The following is a 19,643-nucleotide window of genomic DNA, read 5'->3' as shown; positions in this document are numbered from 1 at the left end:
GGAGTTGGTAGATGTCAAAGCTGGATAAAGAAGCCTTAGAGTCGTTGGACTCGATGCGCGAATTGATGGATAACGCCGACTGCCTTATTTCACAGCAAGAGGTAGAGCGGGCGCTTGACCGCATGGCGGAAGCGATCACACGAGATTTAGGCGATAAACTGCCAGTGTTTTACTGCGTGATGAATGGCGGCTTGATTACCACCGGGCACCTGCTGACCCGCTTGGGCTTCCCGCTGGAAGTGGATTATTTGCATGCCACCCGCTACCGCAACGAGCTGCGTGGCGGCGAGCTATTTTGGCGCGTTTCCCCAGAAGTGCCGATGGCCGGTCGCCATGTGGTTATTGTAGACGATATTTTGGATGAGGGCGCGACCCTGGCGGCGATTCTGGCTTACTGCGAAGAAGCCCAGGCCGCCAGTGTCACTACGGCAGTGCTGGTAGATAAACAGCACAACCGCAAAGCCGTACCCGGTTTAAAAGCTGACTATTGCAGCCTGGAAGTTGCCGACCGCTACGTGTTTGGCTTTGGCATGGATTACAAAGGGTACTGGCGCAACGCACCGGGAATTTTTGCCCCCAAAGGTATGTAATCCGCTGAGGGCTTGTGGTGATTTTTTACGCTTAGCGGGGCGAGAAACGCCTCGCTAAGCCCGTTTCGGCAATCATCCGCGTCGAAATTTCTTCTACCGAGAAGCGCGTTGCGTCAATAAACGGAATGTGCATAGTACGGTAGAGCGACTCTGCCTGTTCCACTTCTTGCAGGCACTTATCCATAGAGCTGTAACGGCTATTGGGGCGTCTTTCGTTGCGAATCGCCGATAAGCGTCGCGCATCGATGGTTAGGCCAAACAGCTTTTGCCGATGGGGTGCTAACGCCTTGGGTAGCTTGAGCATGCCGTCTTCATCTAGATCATCTTCTGTTAGCGGATAGTTAGCCGCTCGAATGCCAAACTGTAACGCCAGATAGAGTGAGGTAGGGGTTTTACCGCAGCGCGAAACGCCAACCAGGATGATATCGGCCTTATCATATTGGTGGGTGCGGGCACCATCGTCGTTATCCAGCGCAAAATGCACGGAATGAATACGATCCATATAGACGTCGTCGCTGCCAATCGAGTGAGTGCGGCCAACGCTGTAGGAAGAGTGCGTCTCTAACTCTTGCTCTAAGGGTTCTAAGAAAGTTGAAAATATATCGACTTTAAACCCGGATGCCTGACGAATAACGTCGCGAATCTGTTGATCCACAATGGTGTCAATGATGATCGGGCGGTGGCCGTCGCGGCTAGCTGTTGACTCAATAATCGCGGCTAATGCCTGAGCTTTTTCCAACGTGTCAATATAGGGCTTGGTCTGCATGTCGATCTCTACATCGCTGAACTGGGCCAATAAGCTTCGCCCTAGACTTTCCGCCGTAATCCCGGTGCCATCTGAAATAAAAAAAGCCGTACGCTTCATAACGCAATCCACTGGTGAGTGATTCGCCTATTGTGTGCCGAGGCGTTTGCCAGCACAACGTGTCATCGGCTGTCAGGACGGCGTCAAAGGCGTCTGACTACATAAATAGCCCAAAAAGCGCCGCTGTTGTAAAAATCCTCCACTCTCTTCGCTATTAGACCAATGGCGAATGTATCGGCGCGGTGCTAGGGTAGCTCAGTGTATTATCCATGGCCTACGGCATTAATGCCCATATCAGTGGCCATGCCGATATCTATGAGAGAGGGGGTTACGTGGAAGAGTACATTCTGTGGTTCGATCAGTTGGGCATGGCGGACGTCGAACGCGTAGGTGGTAAAAACGCCTCTCTGGGTGAAATGATTTCCAACCTGTCCGGTGCTGGCGTAACGGTTCCCGGCGGCTTTGCGACTACCGCCCATGCTTACCGTGAATTTCTCTCCCACGAAAGCTTAAACGAACGCATTAATACCACCCTGGCCCGCCTTGACGTCGACGATGTTAAGGCACTGGCTGAGGCGGGCCGCACCATTCGCCAGTGGATTATCGATACGCCGCTCCCCCCTAGCTTTGAAGCAGCCCTGCGTGATGCTTACGGCCAGTTGCAGCAACAGCACCCGCAACTGAAAGTGGCCGTGCGCAGCTCAGCGACCGCCGAAGACCTGCCTGATGCCTCCTTCGCAGGCCAGCAGGAAACCTTCCTCAATATTGAGGGCTTCGAGAATATCAAGCGTGCGGTGCATGAAGTCTTCGCCTCGCTATTTAATGACCGTGCGATCTCTTATCGTGTGCACCGCGGCTACGCCCACGAAAATGTCGCCTTGTCGGCAGGCATACAGAAAATGGTGCGCTCAGAGACCGGCGCAGCTGGCGTTATGTTTACTCTAGACACCGAATCCGGCTTTAAAGAGGCCGTTTTCGTCACCGCCTCTTGGGGCTTGGGTGAAACCGTGGTGCAGGGTGCCGTCAACCCCGATGAATTCTACGTGCACAAACCGACCCTGGCAGCAGGTCGCCCGGCCGTGCTACGCCGGAACCTAGGTTCCAAGCTAATCAAGATGGTTTACGGTCAGGACGCCAGCGCGGGTAAATCGGTGGAAACCGTCGATGTGCCGCACCAGGATCGGGGTCGTTTTTGTCTTAATGATCAGCAAGTGATGGATCTTGCTCGCCAAGCGATGACCATTGAACAGCACTACCAGCGGCCTATGGATATTGAGTGGGCGTTAGATGGTGATGACGGTGAGCTTTACATCGTTCAGGCGCGCCCTGAAACGGTGGTCTCCCAGCAGGAGGGCGGCAAGCTCGAGCGCTTTCAACTGCGTGAAAAAGGCCGCACGTTAATTACTGGCCGGGCAATTGGTCAGCGCATCGGCCGAGGTACTGTCAAAGTCGTACTCAGCCCTGACGATATGGATAAGATCCATGATGGCGATATCCTGGTCACTGATATGACTGACCCGGATTGGGAGCCAATCATGAAGCGGGCTTCCGCGATCGTCACCAATCGCGGCGGACGAACCTGCCACGCGGCGATCATCGCCCGTGAACTTGGCATTCCCGCAGTGGTCGGCTGTGGCGATGCCACTACCCAGTTAAAAGAAGGGGTCGACGTCACGGTCTCTTGCGCGGAAGGCGATACTGGCAATGTCTATGAGGGGCTGTTGGAGTTTGATTGCAAGGTCTCCAGCGTCGATGCAATGCCGGAAATTCCCTTCAAAATTATGATGAATGTGGGTAACCCTGATCGCGCCTTTGGCTTTGCCAGTTTGCCTCACGCTGGCGTGGGGTTAGCGCGTCTCGAATTTATCATTAACCGCATGATCGGCGTGCATCCCAAAGCGCTGTTGGAGTACAGCACGCTGCCAGTGGACTTGCAGCAGGTGATCGATTTACGTACCGCGGGCTATAGCGATCCGGTCAGCTTCTATGTCGATAAGCTGGTTGAAGGCATCTCTACATTGGCGGCGGCGTTCTATCCCCAGCGTGTCATCGTGCGGCTGTCAGACTTCAAGTCAAACGAATACGAAAACCTGATTGGCGGTAAACTCTATGAGCCGGGTGAAGAGAACCCCATGTTGGGTTTCCGGGGCGCATCACGCTACATTTCAGAGGCATTCCGACCCTGCTTTGAGCTTGAGTGTCGCGCGCTGAAGAGGGTGCGTGAAGAGATGGGTTTCGAGAATATCGAAATTATGGTGCCTTTTGTGCGTACCACCGACGAAGCGCGTGAGGTGGTAGAGCTACTGGCTGCAAACGGCCTGGAGCGCGGCGGCCCAACAGGCTTGAAAGTGATTATGATGTGCGAGCTGCCGGCTAACGCTTTGCTCGCCGATGAGTTCCTGGAGTATTTTGACGGTTTCTCCATCGGCTCAAACGACCTGACCCAGCTAACGTTAGGATTGGATCGTGACTCGGGTATCGTGGCGCATCTGTTTGACGAGCGTAATGGGGCGGTTAAAAAGCTCCTTGCCATGGCAATTCAGGCGTGCAAAGCGAAGGGTAAATATGTCGGTATCTGTGGGCAGGGGCCGTCAGACCATCCTGATCTGGCTAAGTGGTTGATGGAGCAGGGCATTGACTCTGTATCACTCAACCCCGACGCAGTACTGGAAACCTGGTTTATGCTCGCAGGCCAAACAATCGAATAGTTACATTTATTTTAACTAATTTACCGCCCGGCCATTGTGCCGGGCGTCGTTGTTTTTATAGGCTACTCTTTTGGAGTAGTTTTTCCGGAGTGGTTTTTCTGGAGTAGTCTTTTAATTTGTCGCGGAGAGCGCTGAGATGTCCCCAAAGTCAGTTAAGTTCGCGCTACCTGTTTTGCTGGTGGCGCCTTTATATAGCTGGGGGTTTAGCTATGAGACTCCTTCCATTTCGCCTGAAAGCGAGTCTGGTTACGAAGAGAAGCCGGGTTGGGCGGCGGAGTCGTTCGCGGTGGCCGCAGCCAACCCGTTAGCCACCGATGCCGGTTATCAAGTCCTTAAAGCCGGAGGCAACGCCATTGATGCGGCCATTGCGGTACAAATGGTGCTGAATTTGGTGGAGCCACAATCAAGCGGTATTGGCGGCGGTGCTTTTTTGATGCACTACGACGGCGACGAGGTTCGCGCCTACGATGGACGTGAAACGGCCCCCCAGGGCGTTAACGGCGAACTATTTTTACAGGATGGTGAGCCACTGGCGTTTAACGATGCCGTGGTTAGTGGTCTCTCCGTGGGCGTTCCGGGCACGCTGCGTATGCTTGAGAAGGCTCACGCTGAGCATGGTGAACTGGAATGGGCGGAGCTGTTTAAGCCAGCGATTACCTTAGCGGAAGAGGGCTTTGCTGTGAGTAATCGGCTGCACACCAGCCTTGAAAGCGATGAATTCTTGCGCCAAGACCCTCTGGCGAGCCAGTTTTATTACGATGCTGAAGGCGAGCCCATCGCCGTGGGCGAAATGCTCAAAAACCCTGCCTTAGCAGCGGTATTTCGCCAACTCGCTGAACAAGGCAGCGCCGCTCTGCATGAAGGAGCAGTGGCCGAAGATATCGTTGAGCGCGTTCAGAACCACCCTGAACGCCCAGGCAGCTTATCGATGGAAGATATGAGTGGCTATGAAGCGCTTGATCGCGAGCCGCTGTGCACGCCTTGGCAACAGTGGGAAGTATGTGGCTTCCCGCCGCCCTCGTCGGGTCATCTAACCATCATGCAGATTTTGGGCATGCTTGATCAGCAGCCGCTACTTGAAGCCCCGCTAGATGATGGTGCTTCCAGCAGCGGGTGGCTGCACCAGTTTTTAGAAGCTTCGCGCTTAGCGTTTGCGGATCGTGGCCGTTACATTGCCGACCCAGACTTTGTCGAGGCACCGGGTGGTGACTGGTCTCTGATGCTGGCGCCCAATTATCTTGAACAGCGTAGTGCACTTATCGACGAGATGAGTATGGGCGATAGCGCTGAACCCGGTAATCCTGGCGAGCTAAGCGTTAGCTGGGCAAGCCAGCCCGAACAGCCTGAGTACGGTACCAGCCATATCAGCATTATCGATGAGGAGGGTAACGCGGTGGCGATGACTACCACCATCGAGCAGGCATTTGGCTCGCGGATCATGTCTGATGGCGGCACGGGGCTAACCGGTGGTTTCCTGCTTAATAACGAACTCACCGACTTTTCATTTGTACCCGAGGTTGATGGCGAACCGGTGGCAAACCGAGTCGAGCCCGGTAAACGTCCGCGTTCGAGCATGAGTCCGACCCTGGTATTCAATCAGGACAGCGGTGAGTTGGTGGCAAGTCTTGGTTCTCCAGGCGGTGCTGCCATTATTCATTATACCGCCCGTACTTTAGTGGCCATGCGTGACTGGGGCTTGAGTGCGCAGGAAGCGCTCAACCTTCCCCATGCTATTACGCTCGGCGGGGATGTCTATGTGGAGGAGGGACGTTTCCCTGAGGCGACTATCGAGTCACTGCGCGAACGCGGCCATACGGTCAGCGAGCGCGAACTCACCAGCGGTCTCCAGGCCATTATGCGCCTTAGCGATGGCACCCTGTTTGGTGGCGCTGACCCCCGTCGCGAAGGTGTGGTAATGGGTGATTAAGTAAGCGCCTATTGGCGAAGCCAATTGCGCAACTTCACCAACATCAGCGCCCCGTCGCTCAATTCGCGCCGGTCTTGAATGAGTTCGCTTAAACGATCTGGGTAGTCGGTAATGATCGCATCGACACCCAGATCAATCAGCGTCGACATTCGCGCTCGATCATTGACAGTCCAGGCATGTATTTCATAGCCATATAGACGCGCTAAACGAACTTCTCCTTCCGTGATGCGGTTATGACGCAGTCCCAGTGCATCAAAGTCACGCCGGTTCAGTGTGCCAGGCAGTATCAGCTGGGCCAGCAAGGTCACGCGGAGTTCCGGTGCTTGGGTTTTGATATGCTTAACTAATGAAGGTGACATGGTTGCCATGCGCATGTCTAAGAGCGCATGGGGGAATCCGCACGCTGTATAGCCGTCGAATGCGCTTTGTTGGGTCGCCCAGCAGCGATAGCGCACGTCGCTCTCTGCATGTAAGGCCTCAATAACGGCATCGGCTAACGCCTGTTCTTGACCTGGTAGAGGCTTGATATCAATCATTAACCCTGCTTTGCCACGAACCCTTTCGAGTGCTTCGTCCAAGCCGGGAATATTCTCGCCTTGAAAAGCATCACCAAACCAACTGCCCACATCGAATTGACTAAGCTGCTCTCTGGTCAGTTCACCAAACTCACGGCTATCGCCGGTTAGCCGCGCCATACTGCGGTCGTGGTAGAGCATTACCTGCTGGTCACTGCTCAAACGTACGTCGATTTCGATATAGTCAGCGCCATCAATCAGTGACTGCTCTAACGCGGCTAGGGTGTTTTCAGGCGCGACCATAGAGCTGCCGCGGTGGGCAATCACCGCGACGTTGTCGCGTATCTCAAAGCTATTCAGGATCCACCACGCTTGAAGGCCGGCAAAAATCAGCACGCTGAGTTCAACCGCCCAGGCCAATTTGCCTGCGTTAATGTCTTCAGGAGGGGCTGCTGGACGGGGTTCGCGGTGAGCCAACTGCATATACAGGCAGGCGGAAAGCAGCGCATTGGCGGCAATACCGATAAACGTAATGGCCAGGGTGACCAGTACATAGCCGAGTAAGTAGGCGAGCATCGCCGGGATAAGCACGGCATTATATTCGGGTAGCCACCACAGTAACGGCGTAAATAGCCGGTCAAACAGCAGTGTCACCAACAGCGGCAGGCTAACGATCAGCACCAAAAGCAGCAACACCGCAGCGCCAATAGAGCGGCGCCAGCCACGGGTTAGGTTGACGCTGCGCTTAAGTGCCTGCCACGGGCTGCAGCGTTCCAGTGCCACTAGGGGCAGCGCCAATAGCCAGCGTAGGTAGAGCCATGACGCAGCCCATGCCCAAGCGACAATCAGCGGCAGTGCGCAGGCAATGAAATACCACAGGGCAGGTGGGCGCACGCGCTGTAGATAGTAGGGGTCTATACCGCTTAGCCAGACATCGTAAAGCCATGCGAGCCCGGCCATAAAGGGTGCCAGCAGTAATAAGTGAGTGCCTACTTGGAGTATGACCAGGCCTGCCAAAGCAGGCAGCCGTCGGGTACTCAGCCAGAGTGCTTCAAGGGCTAGCCGATAGTGATTGTCGCGGGGTCTGACGGCTACCTGCAGCATGCCCGCCTGCTGCCAATAAATAATCACAAAAGTGAAGCCAAGCCCTACCAGCATTCCGAGCAGTCCCAGCGGGCTGAAGAGTAGCCCAATCAACTCGTCGTTGGTGACCACGGTGCGGTTAAGTTGGGCTAGCAGCCCACGCGTCACCCAGGTGATCGCTGGCAGCAGCAAGGCTGAGGCGAGCAGGGTAAAAAACAGGTGGTAGGCGATCAGTGGGCGAAGATGATCGCGTAAGGTACGCAGTAAGGCTGAGCCAAGGTAGGTCAAAGGCTGCATCGTCATTAAACGGTAAGAATGAACCACCAGGGTGGCAGTAACCGCCACACCTGGCAAGGGGCTCTATTTAAAACAAGCTTGGTTAATACACAGCCGTTATTAAGCAAGGGGCAACTCATGCTCCGCAACAATAATGCCGTTGTTATCGGCATATAGCCACTGGCCAGGCCGCAGGGTGACACCGGCAAAGGTAACGTCGATGTCACGCTGTCCTTCGCCGCGTTTTTCACTTTTGCGCGGGTGGCTACCCAATGCCTGAACGCCAATGGGTAGGGCGGCAAGTATATCCACATCGCGTACGCAGCCGTACATAACGACTCCCGCCCAGCCGTTGGCGACTGCCTGCTCGGCGAGCATATCACCCAACATGGCGCAGCGGTGCGAGCCACCGGCATCAACCACCAGGACAGCGCCGTTACCCGGCTCGGCGACGGCTTGTTTAACCATGGAGTTATCTTCAAAGCACTTTATTGTACGAATGGGGCCGTAGAAGGCTTCAAGCCCACCAAAATTGACAAACAGCGGGTCAAGCACTGCCACATCTGGGTGTGCATCGCAGAGATCGGGCGTCACTATATCAATCGAATTCGTCATCATAGGCTCCTTTTATGAAAGGCTAGTACTAGCATAGGCAGCTAACCGAATCGTGCAAAAAAACGCCCCGCCCTGTAAAAACAGTGGCGGGGCGTTCGGTCATCGACTCAGAAAATGCAATTTGTCACATCGTCTGCGATGTTGCGAGCATCGGCGATGGGGCGGTCTATCTCAAGCACCTAACGAACGTTAGGCTTCTTGAGCGACCGGAATCACGTTTGAGGCGATCTTTTGATACTCCTCAATCTCGTGAAAGTTCATGTAACGATAAATCTCGCCCGCCATAGCGTCAAACTCACCCATATAGCGTTGATACTCTTCAACGCTGGGGAGGCGTCCTTCTACTGCGGCAACGGCCGCCAGTTCCGCCGAGGCGAGGTATACATTGGCACCATCACCCAAACGGTTCGGGAAGTTACGTGTAGACGTAGACACCACGGTGCTCTTAGCGGCAACGCGGGCCTGGTTACCCATACACAGTGAACAACCCGGCATCTCCATACGGGCACCGGCACGGCCGTAAATACCGTAGTAGCCTTCTTCAGTCAGCTGGTGCTGATCCATTTTCGTCGGTGGTGCCAGCCACAGGCGGGTTTTTAAACTGCCAGCAGGCTGCTTTTCAAGCAGTTTGCCAGCAGCCCGGAAGTGGCCGATGTTGGTCATGCATGAACCGATAAAGACTTCGTCGATTTTCTGGCCTGCCACTTCAGACAGCAGGCGCGCATCGTCCGGGTCATTCGGCGCACACAGAACCGGTTCTTTAATTTCAGCCAGATCAATTTCGATAACTTCGGTGTACTCGGCGTCTTGATCGGCACGCATCAGGCTTGGGTTAGCCAGCCACGCTTCCATGCCTTCAATACGACGGCTGATGGTGCGCTCGTCGCCGTAACCGTTGCCCATCATCCACTTCAGCAGCGTGATGTTGGACTTCAGATACTCGGTAACGCTCTCTTCTGACAGGGTAATAGTACAGCCAGCGGCAGAGCGCTCGGCGGACGCATCAGAAAGTTCAAAGGCTTGCTCTACGGTCAGATCTTCCAGACCTTCAATTTCCAACACGCGCCCGGAGAAGGCGTTTTTCTTGTTGGATTTATCAACGGTCAGCAAGCCTTGCTTGATGGCGTAGAGCGGAATAGCGTGAACCAGGTCGCGCAGGGTTACGCCAGGCTGGCGCTTGCCTTTAAAGCGAACCAGTACCGATTCCGGCATGTCCAGCGGCATGACGCCGGTGGCAGCGGCAAACGCGACTAGGCCCGAACCGGCTGGGAACGAGATGCCAAGCGGGAAACGGGTGTGCGAGTCGCCGCCGGTGCCCACGGTATCAGGCAGCAGCATACGGTTCAGCCAGCTGTGAATAATGCCGTCGCCAGGGCGCAGCGAAACGCCGCCACGGTTCATGATGAAGTCAGGCAGGGTATGGTGGGTATCCACATCAACCGGCTTCGGATAAGCGGCGGTATGGCAGAACGACTGCATGACCAGGTCGGCCTGAAAGCCCAGGCAGGCAAGGTCTTTCAGCTCATCACGAGTCATTGGCCCTGTGGTGTCTTGTGAGCCAACGGTGGTCATCTTGGGCTCGCAGTACATGCCGGGACGCACGCCGTCCAAGCCACACGCTTTACCGACCATTTTCTGCGCTAAAGTAAAGCCTTTACCGGTATCTTTGGGCTGATCAGGTAGGCGGAAAACGTCTGAAGTGGGTAGGCCCAGCGACTCACGCGCTTTACCGGTCAGGCCACGGCCAATGATCAGGGGAATACGGCCGCCAGCGCGTACTTCATCCAGAATCAGCTGTGTTTTAAGCTCGAAGGTGGTGAGTACATCATCGCTATCGTGTTTGCACACTTTACCTGCGTAAGGGTAAACATCGATGACATCGCCCATGTTCAGGTTAGTGACGTCCATCTCAACCGGCAGGGCGCCTGAATCTTCCATAGTATTAAAGAAGATAGGGGCAATTTTGCTGCCAAAACAGAAGCCGCCAGCACGCTTGTTGGGAGCGTAAGGGATATCGTCGCCGAAGAACCACAGGACAGAGTTGGTGGCTGACTTACGCGATGAACCGGTGCCAACAACGTCGCCTACGTATACGACCGGAAAACCTTTGGCTTTAACATCTTCAATCTGTTTGAGCGGGCCTGTGGTGCCTGGGGCGACAGGCTCAATACCGTCACGCTCGTTTTTAAGCATGGCATTGGCGTGCAGCGGAATATCCGGGCGAGACCAGGCGTCCGGCGCAGGAGACAGGTCATCGGTATTGGTTTCGCCAGGGACCTTAAACACGCTAAGGGTGATTTTTTCAGCCAGGGCCGGTTTAGACAGGAACCACTCGGCGTCTGCCCAGGACTGAATAACCTCTTTCGCGACGCTGTTGCCGTTCTTGGCGCGGCTTTCCACATCGTGGAAGGCGTCGAACATCAGCAGGGTGTGCTTGAGCTGTTCGCCTGCTTCACGGGCAAGCTCCTCGTTATCGAGTAGCTCCACCATTGAAACGATGTTGTAGCCACCCTGCATGGTGCCCAGCAGCTTAACGGCGTGAATCTTGTCGATCAGCGGGGAGCTTGCTTCACCTTTCGCAATGGCGGTGAGAAAGCCTGCTTTAACATAAGCGGCCTCGTCAACGCCCGGCGGGACGCGGTTGGTGATTAAATCGAGGATAAACTCCTCTTCACCGGCCGGTGGCGTTTTCAGTAGCTCAACCAGTGAGGCTACTTGTTCGGCGGTTAGGGGTTTGGGCGGGACGCCCTCGGCGGCACGTTCCTCGACATGTTGGCGATAAGCTTCAAGCACGTTGGGGCCCTCTCATTCACGTTTCATTTACTTTATGGTGACGGCCTGCACGTTGCACGGTGTTGGCCGCGCAGTTGTTGTAAAGTGGGGCCGGTCACATGTGACATACGCTTGACAAACAGCGTGTGGTTGGTTGGCTGAGATTCTACGGCAAACTGTCGACAATGTTAAGCTGGCAAGCAGAGACGGCTGTTGTACTTTATGTTGATGCCACAATTTCAACGGATCAAAAAAGCGCTTTTTATTAACCAATTGGCTTAAGTGAGGGGAATTTTTCTCCCATTTCATAGCCAACTGCTGGCTGTGCGGGTGTGATTGTCGTTACAGCGCGTTACCATACGCTTCGCTTTATAACCTCAAAGCCCTTTTTACTGTTGTGGTACTTACGTAGGTATGTTGATTAAAAGTGTGTGGAGCATTTTTAACCGCGCATCTACATTAGTAATTGTCGATTTAGATCAAGAAGAATGGAATTCAACAGGGAACTATGAGCGCCTTGCGCGCTTATATGTTGTACAATAATGAGATACAAGCTTGGTGATGGTATTATGTTGATACAACCTGGTATGTCACAGCCCGCTGTGCAAACGAGTGCTTTGCAAACGGCTGATCACGCGGTGAAAGCGGATGATCTATTGCCGGAAAGTTTGCACCAGTTTTTGGCCTGTGCAACGCCTGACGCGTGGCTGCGGTGGGCGCTCAAAAATCCAGAAACGCTGCTGATTGACCATGCGCAGTGTGAAAAAAAAGCCGCTTCTACCGCCATGAGTTTACTCTATCGCTACGTTGATCAGCCCCTTTTGTTAAGCAAAATGTCCCAATTAGCTCGGGAAGAACTGCTGCATTTTGAACAGGTGGTTGCGCTCATGGAGGCACGCGGAGTGGCTTACCAGCACCTAACCGCTTCACGTTACGCGGAAGGCCTCAGACGACATCTGCGCAGCAACGATCCCGAACGGCTAATTGATGTATTAATCATTGGTGCCCTTATCGAGGCACGTAGCTGTGAACGATTCGCTTGTTTAATTCCTTATTTAGATGAAGAGCTTGCCAGGTTTTATCGCACCCTGGTGAAGTCAGAAGGCCGTCATTTTGAGGACTACCTGCTACTTGCTCGCCAGCAGACATCGGAATCAATCGATGAGCGGATCGCTTTTTTTGTAGCGCGTGAAGCGGAGCTGATTACTTCGCCCGATACGGCTTTTCGTTTTCATAGCGGTGTGCCAGCTTAAGCCGCTTAGCCCGGCAGGATGATTATCATGCGCGATGCTCGTGAAACAGATCAGTTAACGCTCTTTGGTCACTTTTCGCTTACCCAGGGCGAAGACGTATTAACCCACTTCAGCTACGACAAAGTGAAAGCGCTGCTCGTTTATCTGCTGCTGCATCGTCAGCCGGTTAACCGGGCTGCGCTGGCCGAGTTGTTGTGGCCCGACCAAGGGTTATCTTCCGGCAGAACCAACCTCCGTCACGCGCTGCACTGTTTGCGCCAGTCATTAGGTGAGAGCGCAGATCAAGTGTTGAGCGTCTCCCGGCAAACGATTGCCTTCCAACTTCCTGCCCATTGGAAAGTCGACCTGCACACGCTGCAGCAGCTGCTTGAAGGGCCACGCGATTTAGACACCTTAGAAGCACTGATGACTTGCTACCAAGGTGACCTGATTGAAGAGCTTCAATTGGCAAGCTGTAGTGAATTCCAGCGCTGGTTAGTCCAAGTGCGTAACGAGTGGCGCCAACGCGTTATTCGTTTTGCTGAACAGGTGCTTGACGCCCACACCGATGTGCCCGACTTGATCCTGGAAACCTTGGTCAGTCGCTTTTCGGGCTATGGCCCGTTTCATGAGCGTTTGGTGCGCCAGTTGGCTGAGCAAAATCAAATGGCCGCTGCTCATGAACAGTATAATAGCTACTTGCAATTACTGGCGCTGTCAGGCCAGCAGCCTGAACCGAGTTTTTTGCAGCTAGCGAGCTATTGGTCTGATGGTCACCACGACCCCCGCATGATGAGCCCACAGGGTGCTTTTTCTCGCGCGCTGGCGGCTGACAGCAAGCCACTGCGTGAAGATGAAATTGAGCTGCGCCAGCTGTCTGTTATGGCTATCAGGTTGCGCTTGAAAGGGGAGTGGCAAGACCGAGCCGCGACCCGGCACTGCCTGACTCTGCAGTTAGAGCTGCTGCGCTGGTTAGAGCAGCAGTGCCATCACCTGGGCGGCTTCTGGTTGCCTGGCGCCACTGGCGGCCTGGGATTGGCGTGTTTCGGTACCCATGGGCCTGCTCACCAGTTGGCTGAGTTAGTGGCGCTCTATGAGCACTGCCGTCAGGCACTTCCCCAAGAAAGCGCCCGTCACTGGACTGGCGAAGACGACGTGCCGCAATTTGAGCTGGCGGCTGGTTTGCATAGCGGGCGAGTTGTCTACCTGCCTGAGCGACAATTGGCGGATCCCCTTGGGCAAGTTACCCAAACTTCTTTGGAATTAATGAGCGCGGCCGAAGGCAGTGAACTGGTTATCTCGCAAGAGGCCAGCCAGCACATGCCGCCAGCGCTTGATCTTCAGCCACGGCTGGTGTCGCGCTTGGTGGCCAGCGACGGTCGCGTACGTTTACGTGCCTTGGTGCTGGGCCAGAACGAGGGCGGCCGCGATGCGCTGCCACCCAGTTTGGTCGGGCGTGAAACCTCGCTGCGCACCTTGCGCGATGCGCTGGCGCGGGCAGGTATTGGTTTGCGTCAGAGCGTTTTAGTCCGCGGGGCGTCAGGTATGGGAAAATCGGCGCTGATGGTCGGTTTCCGCCAATTAGAACTTAGTCGCGATGCGGCTATTTGCTGGCAGCCCACCACGCGGCTATCGGTGCTAGATCCCTACGGCGTTGCCCGCACGCTGGTGGGTTGGTATCTCAAGCAACCGCTCACCGTTGAGGCGATTCACGCGCTGCAGGAAACGCTTGAGTTGGCTCAGCTTACACCCGAGCGCCAGCAGCTGTTGGAAGAGGCACTGGGGGTGCACGAAGTTCAGGAGAGCACCCAGCTTGCCCAAAGCGGTGAAGCCGTTGAACTGGTGGTGATGCTACTGCACCGCTTAATCGAGCGCCAAGCGACCACCCATACCCTGGTGCTAATGGTCGACGATCTGCAGTGGCTGGATGAGCCTTCCTTCAAAGTGCTCGCTGGGCTACAGGCACGTTTGCCGATCAATACCGCCTTTATGCTGGTGGCGAGCCACCATGGTCGCGAACTGTTGCCGGTGAAGCTGCACTGGGATCAGCAAATTAGTTTGGGAAATCTGGATCCTCTGCAGTCTTCCCGACTATTGTCACAGCTGTCACGGCGCTACCGCATTCACTTGAGCCCACGGCTACGCAACCAGATTATTGAGCGCTGCGATGGCGTGCCACTCTATATGCAGGAAATTTGTCGCCGCTTGGATATGGATCGTCGCGAAGGACGCAGTGTCCAGTTCGACGAACTCCCCAAAGGGTTACTGGGTTTATTGGCCAGCCGTATTGATCAACTGGAAAGCGATCGAGAAATTGCCCATGTGGCAGCGGTGTTAGGTAAGCGTTTCCGGTTGGATTTCCTACAAGAGTGCAGTGGCTGGGAAAAAGGGCGGCTGAACCAAGCGCTCGAACATATGCGCGCTTTGGAGATTGTTGAGCCGGTCGATAAGGAGAGCGGTGAGCACGAGTACCAGTTTAGCCATCAGTTGCTGCAAGAAGCTGCTTATCTTTCTTGCCCTCGAGATGTACGGGTTAAACTGCACCAGCAGGTAGTGACTTTAATTGAGGAGCGCTTCCCGGTATGGATTAGTCGTCACCCCGGTGATTTTGCCACCCATTTGCGCCGCAGCGGCCACTACGCCCGTGGCGCTCGCTATTTTGAGCTAGCTGCACGGGAGGCGCTAAAAGTCAGCGCTAACCGAACCGCGCTACGTATGGCCGATTTCGGTTTGGCGAGCCTGCGCCATGTTGAACATGAGATTGAGCGTGAGGTGAGTTTACTCACCGTGCGCGGCCAGGCGGCGTTCTCGTTAGAAGGCCACGGTTCGCCAACCGCTCATGAAAGCTTTGTGCGTGCGCGGGAGCTGCTGCGCGAATCGGGTGCCGATAGTCTGGAAGACCCTGAAGATCTCGAACAGATATTCCTGGTCAAATGGGGGCTTTGGGTGGGGCGTAGCCAGCGCTATGCCCATGCTGATGCTTTTGCACTGGCTTCAACTCTCGCTGATATCGCCGCGCGTCTTGAAGATCCTCGTTATCGTCGTTTGGCCGATTATGCCCGAGCCAACTGCGAGTATTGGGCCGGTCGTATTCAGCAGGCCCACGACCACCTGGATGAAATCGATCCGCTCAATGCGCAGATGATGATCGAATGGCTGCCATTCTCTGATCACCCGCAAGTCTCAGCCGCCTGTTTCCAGGGCTGGGCGCTGTGCCTGCGGGGTGATTATCAGCGTGCAGAGCGCCAGGTGTCGGCGGCGATTCGGCTGGCGGAGAAGATTGCTCACCCCGGTACCTTGGCGCTGGCACTTCTCTTTGCCGCTGCGCTCTATCGTCAGCTAGGCCACGTCCACTTGGCTGCTCGCCATGCCGAACGAGCGGCGGCAATGACGGGAACGCCCGATTTACAGCTGTGGCAAATTTCTAGCCAGTGCATCCTCGGCTGGCAACGAGCTCTGGCAGGTGATGCCTCCGGGTTGGCTCAGTTGCGCGATAGCCTAGATCAAATGGCGGAGCTGAATGGGCGCGACCGCTATCAGCGGCCGGTACTGTGGTACTCCGATGCCTGTATTGAGCTGGGCGAGTTAAATGCCGCAGAGGATTACCTTGACCAGTGCCTGGTGATTGCCCGAGAGCGTACTACGCTGTTTCTGCCTGAATTAGCCACTCAACTAGCCAAGGTACGTGACCTGTTGGGGCATCCCGCCAATGAAGTCAAAGCGCTGGCTGAAATGGCGATTAATCAGGCCCGGGAACACGGCAATCGCCATCAAGAGTTAGCGGCTCTTGAGCTATGGCTGACGCGCATTGAGCCCAACGACCAGCAGGCTAAAGAGAGCTTTAGGCAGTTGTTGAGTGAAGTCAGCCACAGTGATGCGCCGGTACTGACACGCTGGATTAGCTTGTTGGATCGCCGTTTGCCGCGGCCGGTAGGCGCTGAAGGTTGATAAGCTAAAGCAGGGCGCTGTTTATCGTGTGTCCTGTTCCAGCCAAGTTAAGGTGGCGAGTGCCTCTTCCCGGTGCTTGCCGCATACGCTAGCGTCAAAGTTAAAACGCTCGCAAACCCTAGGACGACTTGGGTCGCCAAATAGGCGGCACAGATTGTGCTCATCTAACTGCACGCAGCGAACGCCCGCCGGCTTGCCCTCAGGCATGCCGGGAATGGCTGACGTTATTGAGGGCGCGATGCAGCAGGCGCCACACCCAGCCCGACATCCTTCACTCATGGCATAGCACTTGATAAAGCACTGGGTATAGCACTTTGTATAGCACCGGGTGAAGACATCGCGATCGCACCCTTGTTGACACCCTCAAACGCTTGTATGCGCGTGATTACGCCGCTTTGTAAGGCCACTTCTTTTGCCAGCCAGGCGGCGATATTTTCTACCGTGGTGGGGCCGGGGAGGACTGCGCATAGCGACTGTGGCAACGTAATGGCGAAATCACCTTGGGCGGCCCTGTAGCCGCAAGTAAGGAAATCGTTATCGCGTTTGGTGATATCCGCTTCCTCGAGGAGATAGCGATTTTCCAGCCACTTAGCCCACTGTTGTTCAAGCTTTGGTTGCCGCACCCCCTGCTGAAAGATATGTAGCCGCGAACGGTGGCCGTGAGCGATACGCTGGCAGTTGCCTAGGTGGCGCTTAAGGCCATGCGTATAACCATAGGCAGCGCCATCAATGGCCTCATCGCTAAGCGTCAGGGTCACTTGGTGGACATTCTCTGGGCGCTGTTCTGTGAGCTGGTGGCTTAAATGCTCGGCGACCGTGTCAGTATCAATAGCCTGCCAGGGCAGTAAACTAAAGGCCTCTTTCGGCCCGCGTACTTCCATGGTGTAGGGGGTGGTGGTACGTATGCAGATGCCTTCAGGGCACTCCGTCACCGTGACCCCAGGTGCTTGAGTCGGTACCAGTAGTGTGTGGTCGAGTCCGCTGTCGAGCGTGCGTTTGATCCATGGCTTGACTTCACCAAAGTCGAACAGCATACCGTCTTCACCCAGCTCGCCATCGAGCACTGCGTCTACCTGCCAGCTACAGCCGACTAAGCCGCGCTGGGGACACCAGAGGGAGACATCAATATGGGTCAGTTGTTGAACAAATAAGGACATTAATCAAAACCTGCTAATTTGTGCATTTGCAGCGACAAACGCCACTGGGGGTTAGCCATACAGTAAGCGGTCGCTTCAGCGACAGTGCTCTTAGCCTGGTCGAGAGGGGCAAGATCCATCGGCTGTAGAAAAAAGTGGCGAAACCCCAGGCGTGAAAACTGCTCTGGGGGAGCGTCTGCCTGAGGGTAAACGAGCTTTAATTCGTCGCCTCGGGTAACCGCCAGCGGATTGCTACCCTTGGGGCTTACACAGAGCCAGTCAATGCCAGGGGGCGGCTTCAATGTACCGTTGGTTTCGACAGCCACCTCAAACCCATGGCTATGTAAAGTGGCAATCAACGCTGCGTCAAGCTGCAGCAAAGGCTCACCGCCGGTAAACACCACATAGGGCGTCGCATTGTTGTTATGGCTGGGCCAGAGCGCAGCAATATGCTCGGCCAGGGTCGTGGCGGTGGCAAATTTGCCGCCATTGATGCCGTTAGTGCCGATAAAATCCGTATCGCAAAAGGTACATTTAGCCGTTGACCGGTCAACCTCGCGGCCCGACCACAGGTTGCAGCCGCTAAACCGACAAAAAACGCTCGCTCTGCCAGCTTGGGCACCTTCCCCTTGCAGGGTATAAAACGCTTCTTTGACCTGATACATCAGCGCTGACCTACTGCGCTGTCTACGCTGTAAGTCAATGGATCGGTGACACCGTTGGCGGCAAAGGCGGCCAGTCGTTCGCGGCAGCTACCGCACACGCCGCAGGCAAGCTCGCGGCCTTCATAGCACGTCCAGGTATGGCGATAATCCAAACCCATGGCCAGGCCATCGCGCAGGATATCGGCCTTACTTGCAGTGAGATAGGGAGCGTGTAGCTCCACGGGTTCGAAGTTGGCAATGCCTGCTACATGATTCATCGCCTCAACAAATTCGGGGCGACAGTCGGGGTAGAGAACGTGGTCGCCGCCATGAGCGCCGTAATCGACTCGCTCTGCGCCAATGTTGACGGCTTTAGCGATCGCAAGGGAGAGCAGAATCATATTACGATTAGGCACCACGGTAGCGCGTAAGTTGTCCGCGCCATAATCACCCTGGGGCATTGTCTGGTCTGGGTCGGTGAGCGCTGAATTATCAATTAACCCGTGTATCGCACGAATATCGACCACCTGGTGGGGCAGCTCCAGTGAAGCGCATACTTGACGTGCAGTATCGAGTTCGCGGGCATGCCGCTGACCATAGTTAAACGAAAGCGCATGTACGTTAAGCCCTTCCCGCAGCGCGCGGTGAAGCACGGTAAAAGAGTCCATTCCACCGGAATAGATAACAACGGTCGTGGTTGCTGTGTCAGCAGCCAATGGGGGTAGTAATGACATGAGAAAACACTCTTTGTCGGAGAATTTATTAATCGCGAGCAGCGTTTAGCTGGCGCGGCGTTCCGGGGTCCGGTCCGGAAGGGCGGAAGTTTACGCAATAGCCGCTAATCTGACTAGTTTTAGCGCCCAATGGAGTACCGTGTTGAGGTAAAAAGTGCGTAGGCGGGCAGCATTAATATCAACATGCTACGCTATCCCTCCATGCTGTTAGAGGTAAACCAATGGCAACGATTGAACATAGTGAAATCATTAATGCGCCGCCCGAACGCGTTTTTGAACTATTGCGTCGCGTCGAGGATTTTGCCGATTACTCGGATTTGATTCGCTCGATTGAAACGTTGGGCGATAACCGTTATCGCTGGCACGTCCGTGCAGTGGGCATGGATTGGGCGTTTGATGTCATGGTCACCGAGATACAGCCACCCCATGTGCTTGCCTGGGAATCATTGGATGGCGTAAAAAACCAGGGTCGTTATCGCCTTCGCGAGGTTCCCGAAGGCACTGAGGTGGCGTTGACGCTCACTTATGAGATCCGCAATCGTCTGATGGAAAAAGCCGTTAACAAAGCGGCGAAGCCGCTAGTCGGCAAAGTCAGCCGACAAATTCTGGAACGTGTAGAGGCGCGTTTGAATGAATAATAGGTTTGTATGAATAGCCC

Annotated in this window: 14 protein-coding genes; 6 read left to right on the top strand and 8 right to left on the bottom strand. The window is 55.0% G+C overall.

Annotated features, from left to right (window positions below; all coding sequences use genetic code 11):
• Positions 1 to 11 precede the first annotated feature (11 nt).
• A complete protein-coding gene (locus tag J7J49_RS18110; RefSeq protein WP_007114399.1) occupies positions 12 to 590 on the top strand; it encodes a hypoxanthine-guanine phosphoribosyltransferase in 579 nt (192 codons plus the stop codon).
• Positions 591 to 621: 31 nt separating this feature from the next.
• On the opposite strand, the gene ppsR is transcribed toward J7J49_RS18110, so the two are convergent.
• Positions 622 to 1,455, bottom strand: coding sequence for a posphoenolpyruvate synthetase regulatory kinase/phosphorylase PpsR (gene ppsR, locus J7J49_RS18105; RefSeq protein WP_064233538.1), 834 nt, complete (start codon positions 1,453 to 1,455; stop codon positions 622 to 624).
• 272 nt (positions 1,456 to 1,727) lie between these two features.
• On the opposite strand from ppsR, the gene ppsA reads away from it, so the two are divergent.
• Both ppsA and ggt read left to right on the top strand, forming a co-directional pair.
• Positions 1,728 to 4,103, top strand: a complete 2,376-nt coding sequence (ppsA, locus tag J7J49_RS18100; protein WP_215094732.1) for a phosphoenolpyruvate synthase — start codon at positions 1,728 to 1,730, stop codon at positions 4,101 to 4,103.
• 136 nt (positions 4,104 to 4,239) lie between these two features.
• The gene (gene ggt / locus J7J49_RS18095; protein ID WP_215094638.1) at positions 4,240 to 6,030 is read left to right on the top strand and encodes a gamma-glutamyltransferase; all 1,791 of its coding nucleotides are present in this window, start codon (positions 4,240 to 4,242) and stop codon (positions 6,028 to 6,030) included.
• Between the two features lie 8 nt (positions 6,031 to 6,038).
• Here ggt and J7J49_RS18090 read toward each other — a convergent pair whose 3' ends face one another.
• The 3 genes from J7J49_RS18090 to acnB form a co-directional block, all read right to left on the bottom strand.
• Complete coding sequence (locus tag J7J49_RS18090) at positions 6,039 to 7,982, bottom strand: glycerophosphodiester phosphodiesterase family protein (RefSeq protein WP_215094636.1); 1,944 nt, start codon at positions 7,980 to 7,982, stop codon at positions 6,039 to 6,041.
• A 42-nt stretch (positions 7,983 to 8,024) separates the two neighbouring features.
• Positions 8,025 to 8,522 carry a ribonuclease E activity regulator RraA gene (gene rraA / locus J7J49_RS18085; RefSeq protein WP_502793520.1) on the bottom strand — a complete coding sequence of 166 codons (498 nt, stop codon included), beginning with the start codon at positions 8,520 to 8,522 and terminating at the stop codon, positions 8,025 to 8,027.
• 186 nt (positions 8,523 to 8,708) lie between these two features.
• A complete protein-coding gene (gene acnB, locus J7J49_RS18080; protein ID WP_215094632.1) occupies positions 8,709 to 11,312 on the bottom strand; it encodes a bifunctional aconitate hydratase 2/2-methylisocitrate dehydratase in 2,604 nt (867 codons plus the stop codon).
• Between the two features lie 548 nt (positions 11,313 to 11,860).
• Here acnB and J7J49_RS18075 point away from each other — a divergent pair.
• Positions 11,861 to 12,544 (top strand): MiaE family protein, encoded by a 684-nt coding sequence (locus tag J7J49_RS18075; RefSeq protein WP_251048389.1) that lies wholly within the window; start codon positions 11,861 to 11,863, stop codon positions 12,542 to 12,544.
• 27 nt (positions 12,545 to 12,571) lie between these two features.
• Complete coding sequence (locus J7J49_RS18070) at positions 12,572 to 16,471, top strand: ATP-binding protein (protein WP_215094630.1); 3,900 nt, start codon at positions 12,572 to 12,574, stop codon at positions 16,469 to 16,471.
• A 21-nt stretch (positions 16,472 to 16,492) separates the two neighbouring features.
• Here the strand turns inward: J7J49_RS18070 and J7J49_RS18065 are convergent, their stop codons facing one another.
• Genes J7J49_RS18065 through queC form a run of 4 tightly spaced genes read right to left on the bottom strand, consistent with a single transcriptional unit; the run spans position 16,493 to position 18,985 of the window.
• Positions 16,493 to 16,750 (bottom strand): YkgJ family cysteine cluster protein, encoded by a 258-nt coding sequence (locus J7J49_RS18065; protein WP_082906607.1) that lies wholly within the window; start codon positions 16,748 to 16,750, stop codon positions 16,493 to 16,495.
• Positions 16,747 to 17,628: a 6-pyruvoyl trahydropterin synthase family protein gene (locus tag J7J49_RS18060; protein WP_215094627.1), complete on the bottom strand. Its 882-nt coding sequence runs from the start codon at positions 17,626 to 17,628 to the stop codon at positions 16,747 to 16,749. The genes J7J49_RS18065 and J7J49_RS18060 overlap by 4 nt, the downstream gene beginning before the upstream one ends.
• Positions 17,628 to 18,272, bottom strand: coding sequence for a 7-carboxy-7-deazaguanine synthase (gene queE / locus J7J49_RS18055; RefSeq protein WP_215094625.1), 645 nt, complete (start codon positions 18,270 to 18,272; stop codon positions 17,628 to 17,630). Before queE ends, J7J49_RS18060 begins: the two co-directional genes overlap by 1 nt.
• Entirely contained in the window at positions 18,272 to 18,985 is a 714-nt protein-coding gene (queC, locus tag J7J49_RS18050) for a 7-cyano-7-deazaguanine synthase QueC (RefSeq protein ID WP_215094623.1), read from the bottom strand. The genes queE and queC overlap by 1 nt, the downstream gene beginning before the upstream one ends.
• A 221-nt stretch (positions 18,986 to 19,206) precedes the next feature.
• Between queC and J7J49_RS18045 the strand changes: the two genes are divergently transcribed.
• Positions 19,207 to 19,623, top strand: a complete 417-nt coding sequence (locus J7J49_RS18045; RefSeq protein ID WP_215094621.1) for an SRPBCC family protein — start codon at positions 19,207 to 19,209, stop codon at positions 19,621 to 19,623.
• The last annotated feature ends 20 nt before the right edge of the window (positions 19,624 to 19,643 follow it).

The organism is Halomonas sp. ISL-56 (assembly GCF_018612805.1).
Classification (GTDB): domain Bacteria; phylum Pseudomonadota; class Gammaproteobacteria; order Pseudomonadales; family Halomonadaceae; genus Vreelandella.
The sequence above is the reverse complement of the archived record's forward strand: the minus strand, read 5'-3'. Positions and strand labels throughout refer to the sequence as shown.

Bases quoted from the DNA above. Each gene is read 5' to 3' on its own strand.
- J7J49_RS18110 (WP_007114399.1), top strand. From the start codon at position 12: ATGTCAAAGCTGGATAAAGAAGCCTTAGAGTCGTTGGACTCGATGCGC.
- ppsR (WP_064233538.1), bottom strand. From the start codon at position 1,455: ATGAAGCGTACGGCTTTTTTTATTTCAGATGGCACCGGGATTACGGCG.
- ggt (WP_215094638.1), top strand. From the start codon at position 4,240: ATGTCCCCAAAGTCAGTTAAGTTCGCGCTACCTGTTTTGCTGGTGGCG.
- rraA (WP_502793520.1), bottom strand. From the start codon at position 8,522: ATGATGACGAATTCGATTGATATAGTGACGCCCGATCTCTGCGATGCA.
- J7J49_RS18075 (WP_251048389.1), top strand. From the start codon at position 11,861: ATGTTGATACAACCTGGTATGTCACAGCCCGCTGTGCAAACGAGTGCT.
- J7J49_RS18070 (WP_215094630.1), top strand. From the start codon at position 12,572: ATGCGCGATGCTCGTGAAACAGATCAGTTAACGCTCTTTGGTCACTTT.
- J7J49_RS18065 (WP_082906607.1), bottom strand. From the start codon at position 16,750: ATGAGTGAAGGATGTCGGGCTGGGTGTGGCGCCTGCTGCATCGCGCCC.
- J7J49_RS18060 (WP_215094627.1), bottom strand. From the start codon at position 17,628: ATGTCCTTATTTGTTCAACAACTGACCCATATTGATGTCTCCCTCTGG.
- queE (WP_215094625.1), bottom strand. From the start codon at position 18,272: ATGTATCAGGTCAAAGAAGCGTTTTATACCCTGCAAGGGGAAGGTGCC.
- queC (WP_215094623.1), bottom strand. From the start codon at position 18,985: ATGTCATTACTACCCCCATTGGCTGCTGACACAGCAACCACGACCGTT.
- J7J49_RS18045 (WP_215094621.1), top strand. From the start codon at position 19,207: ATGGCAACGATTGAACATAGTGAAATCATTAATGCGCCGCCCGAACGC.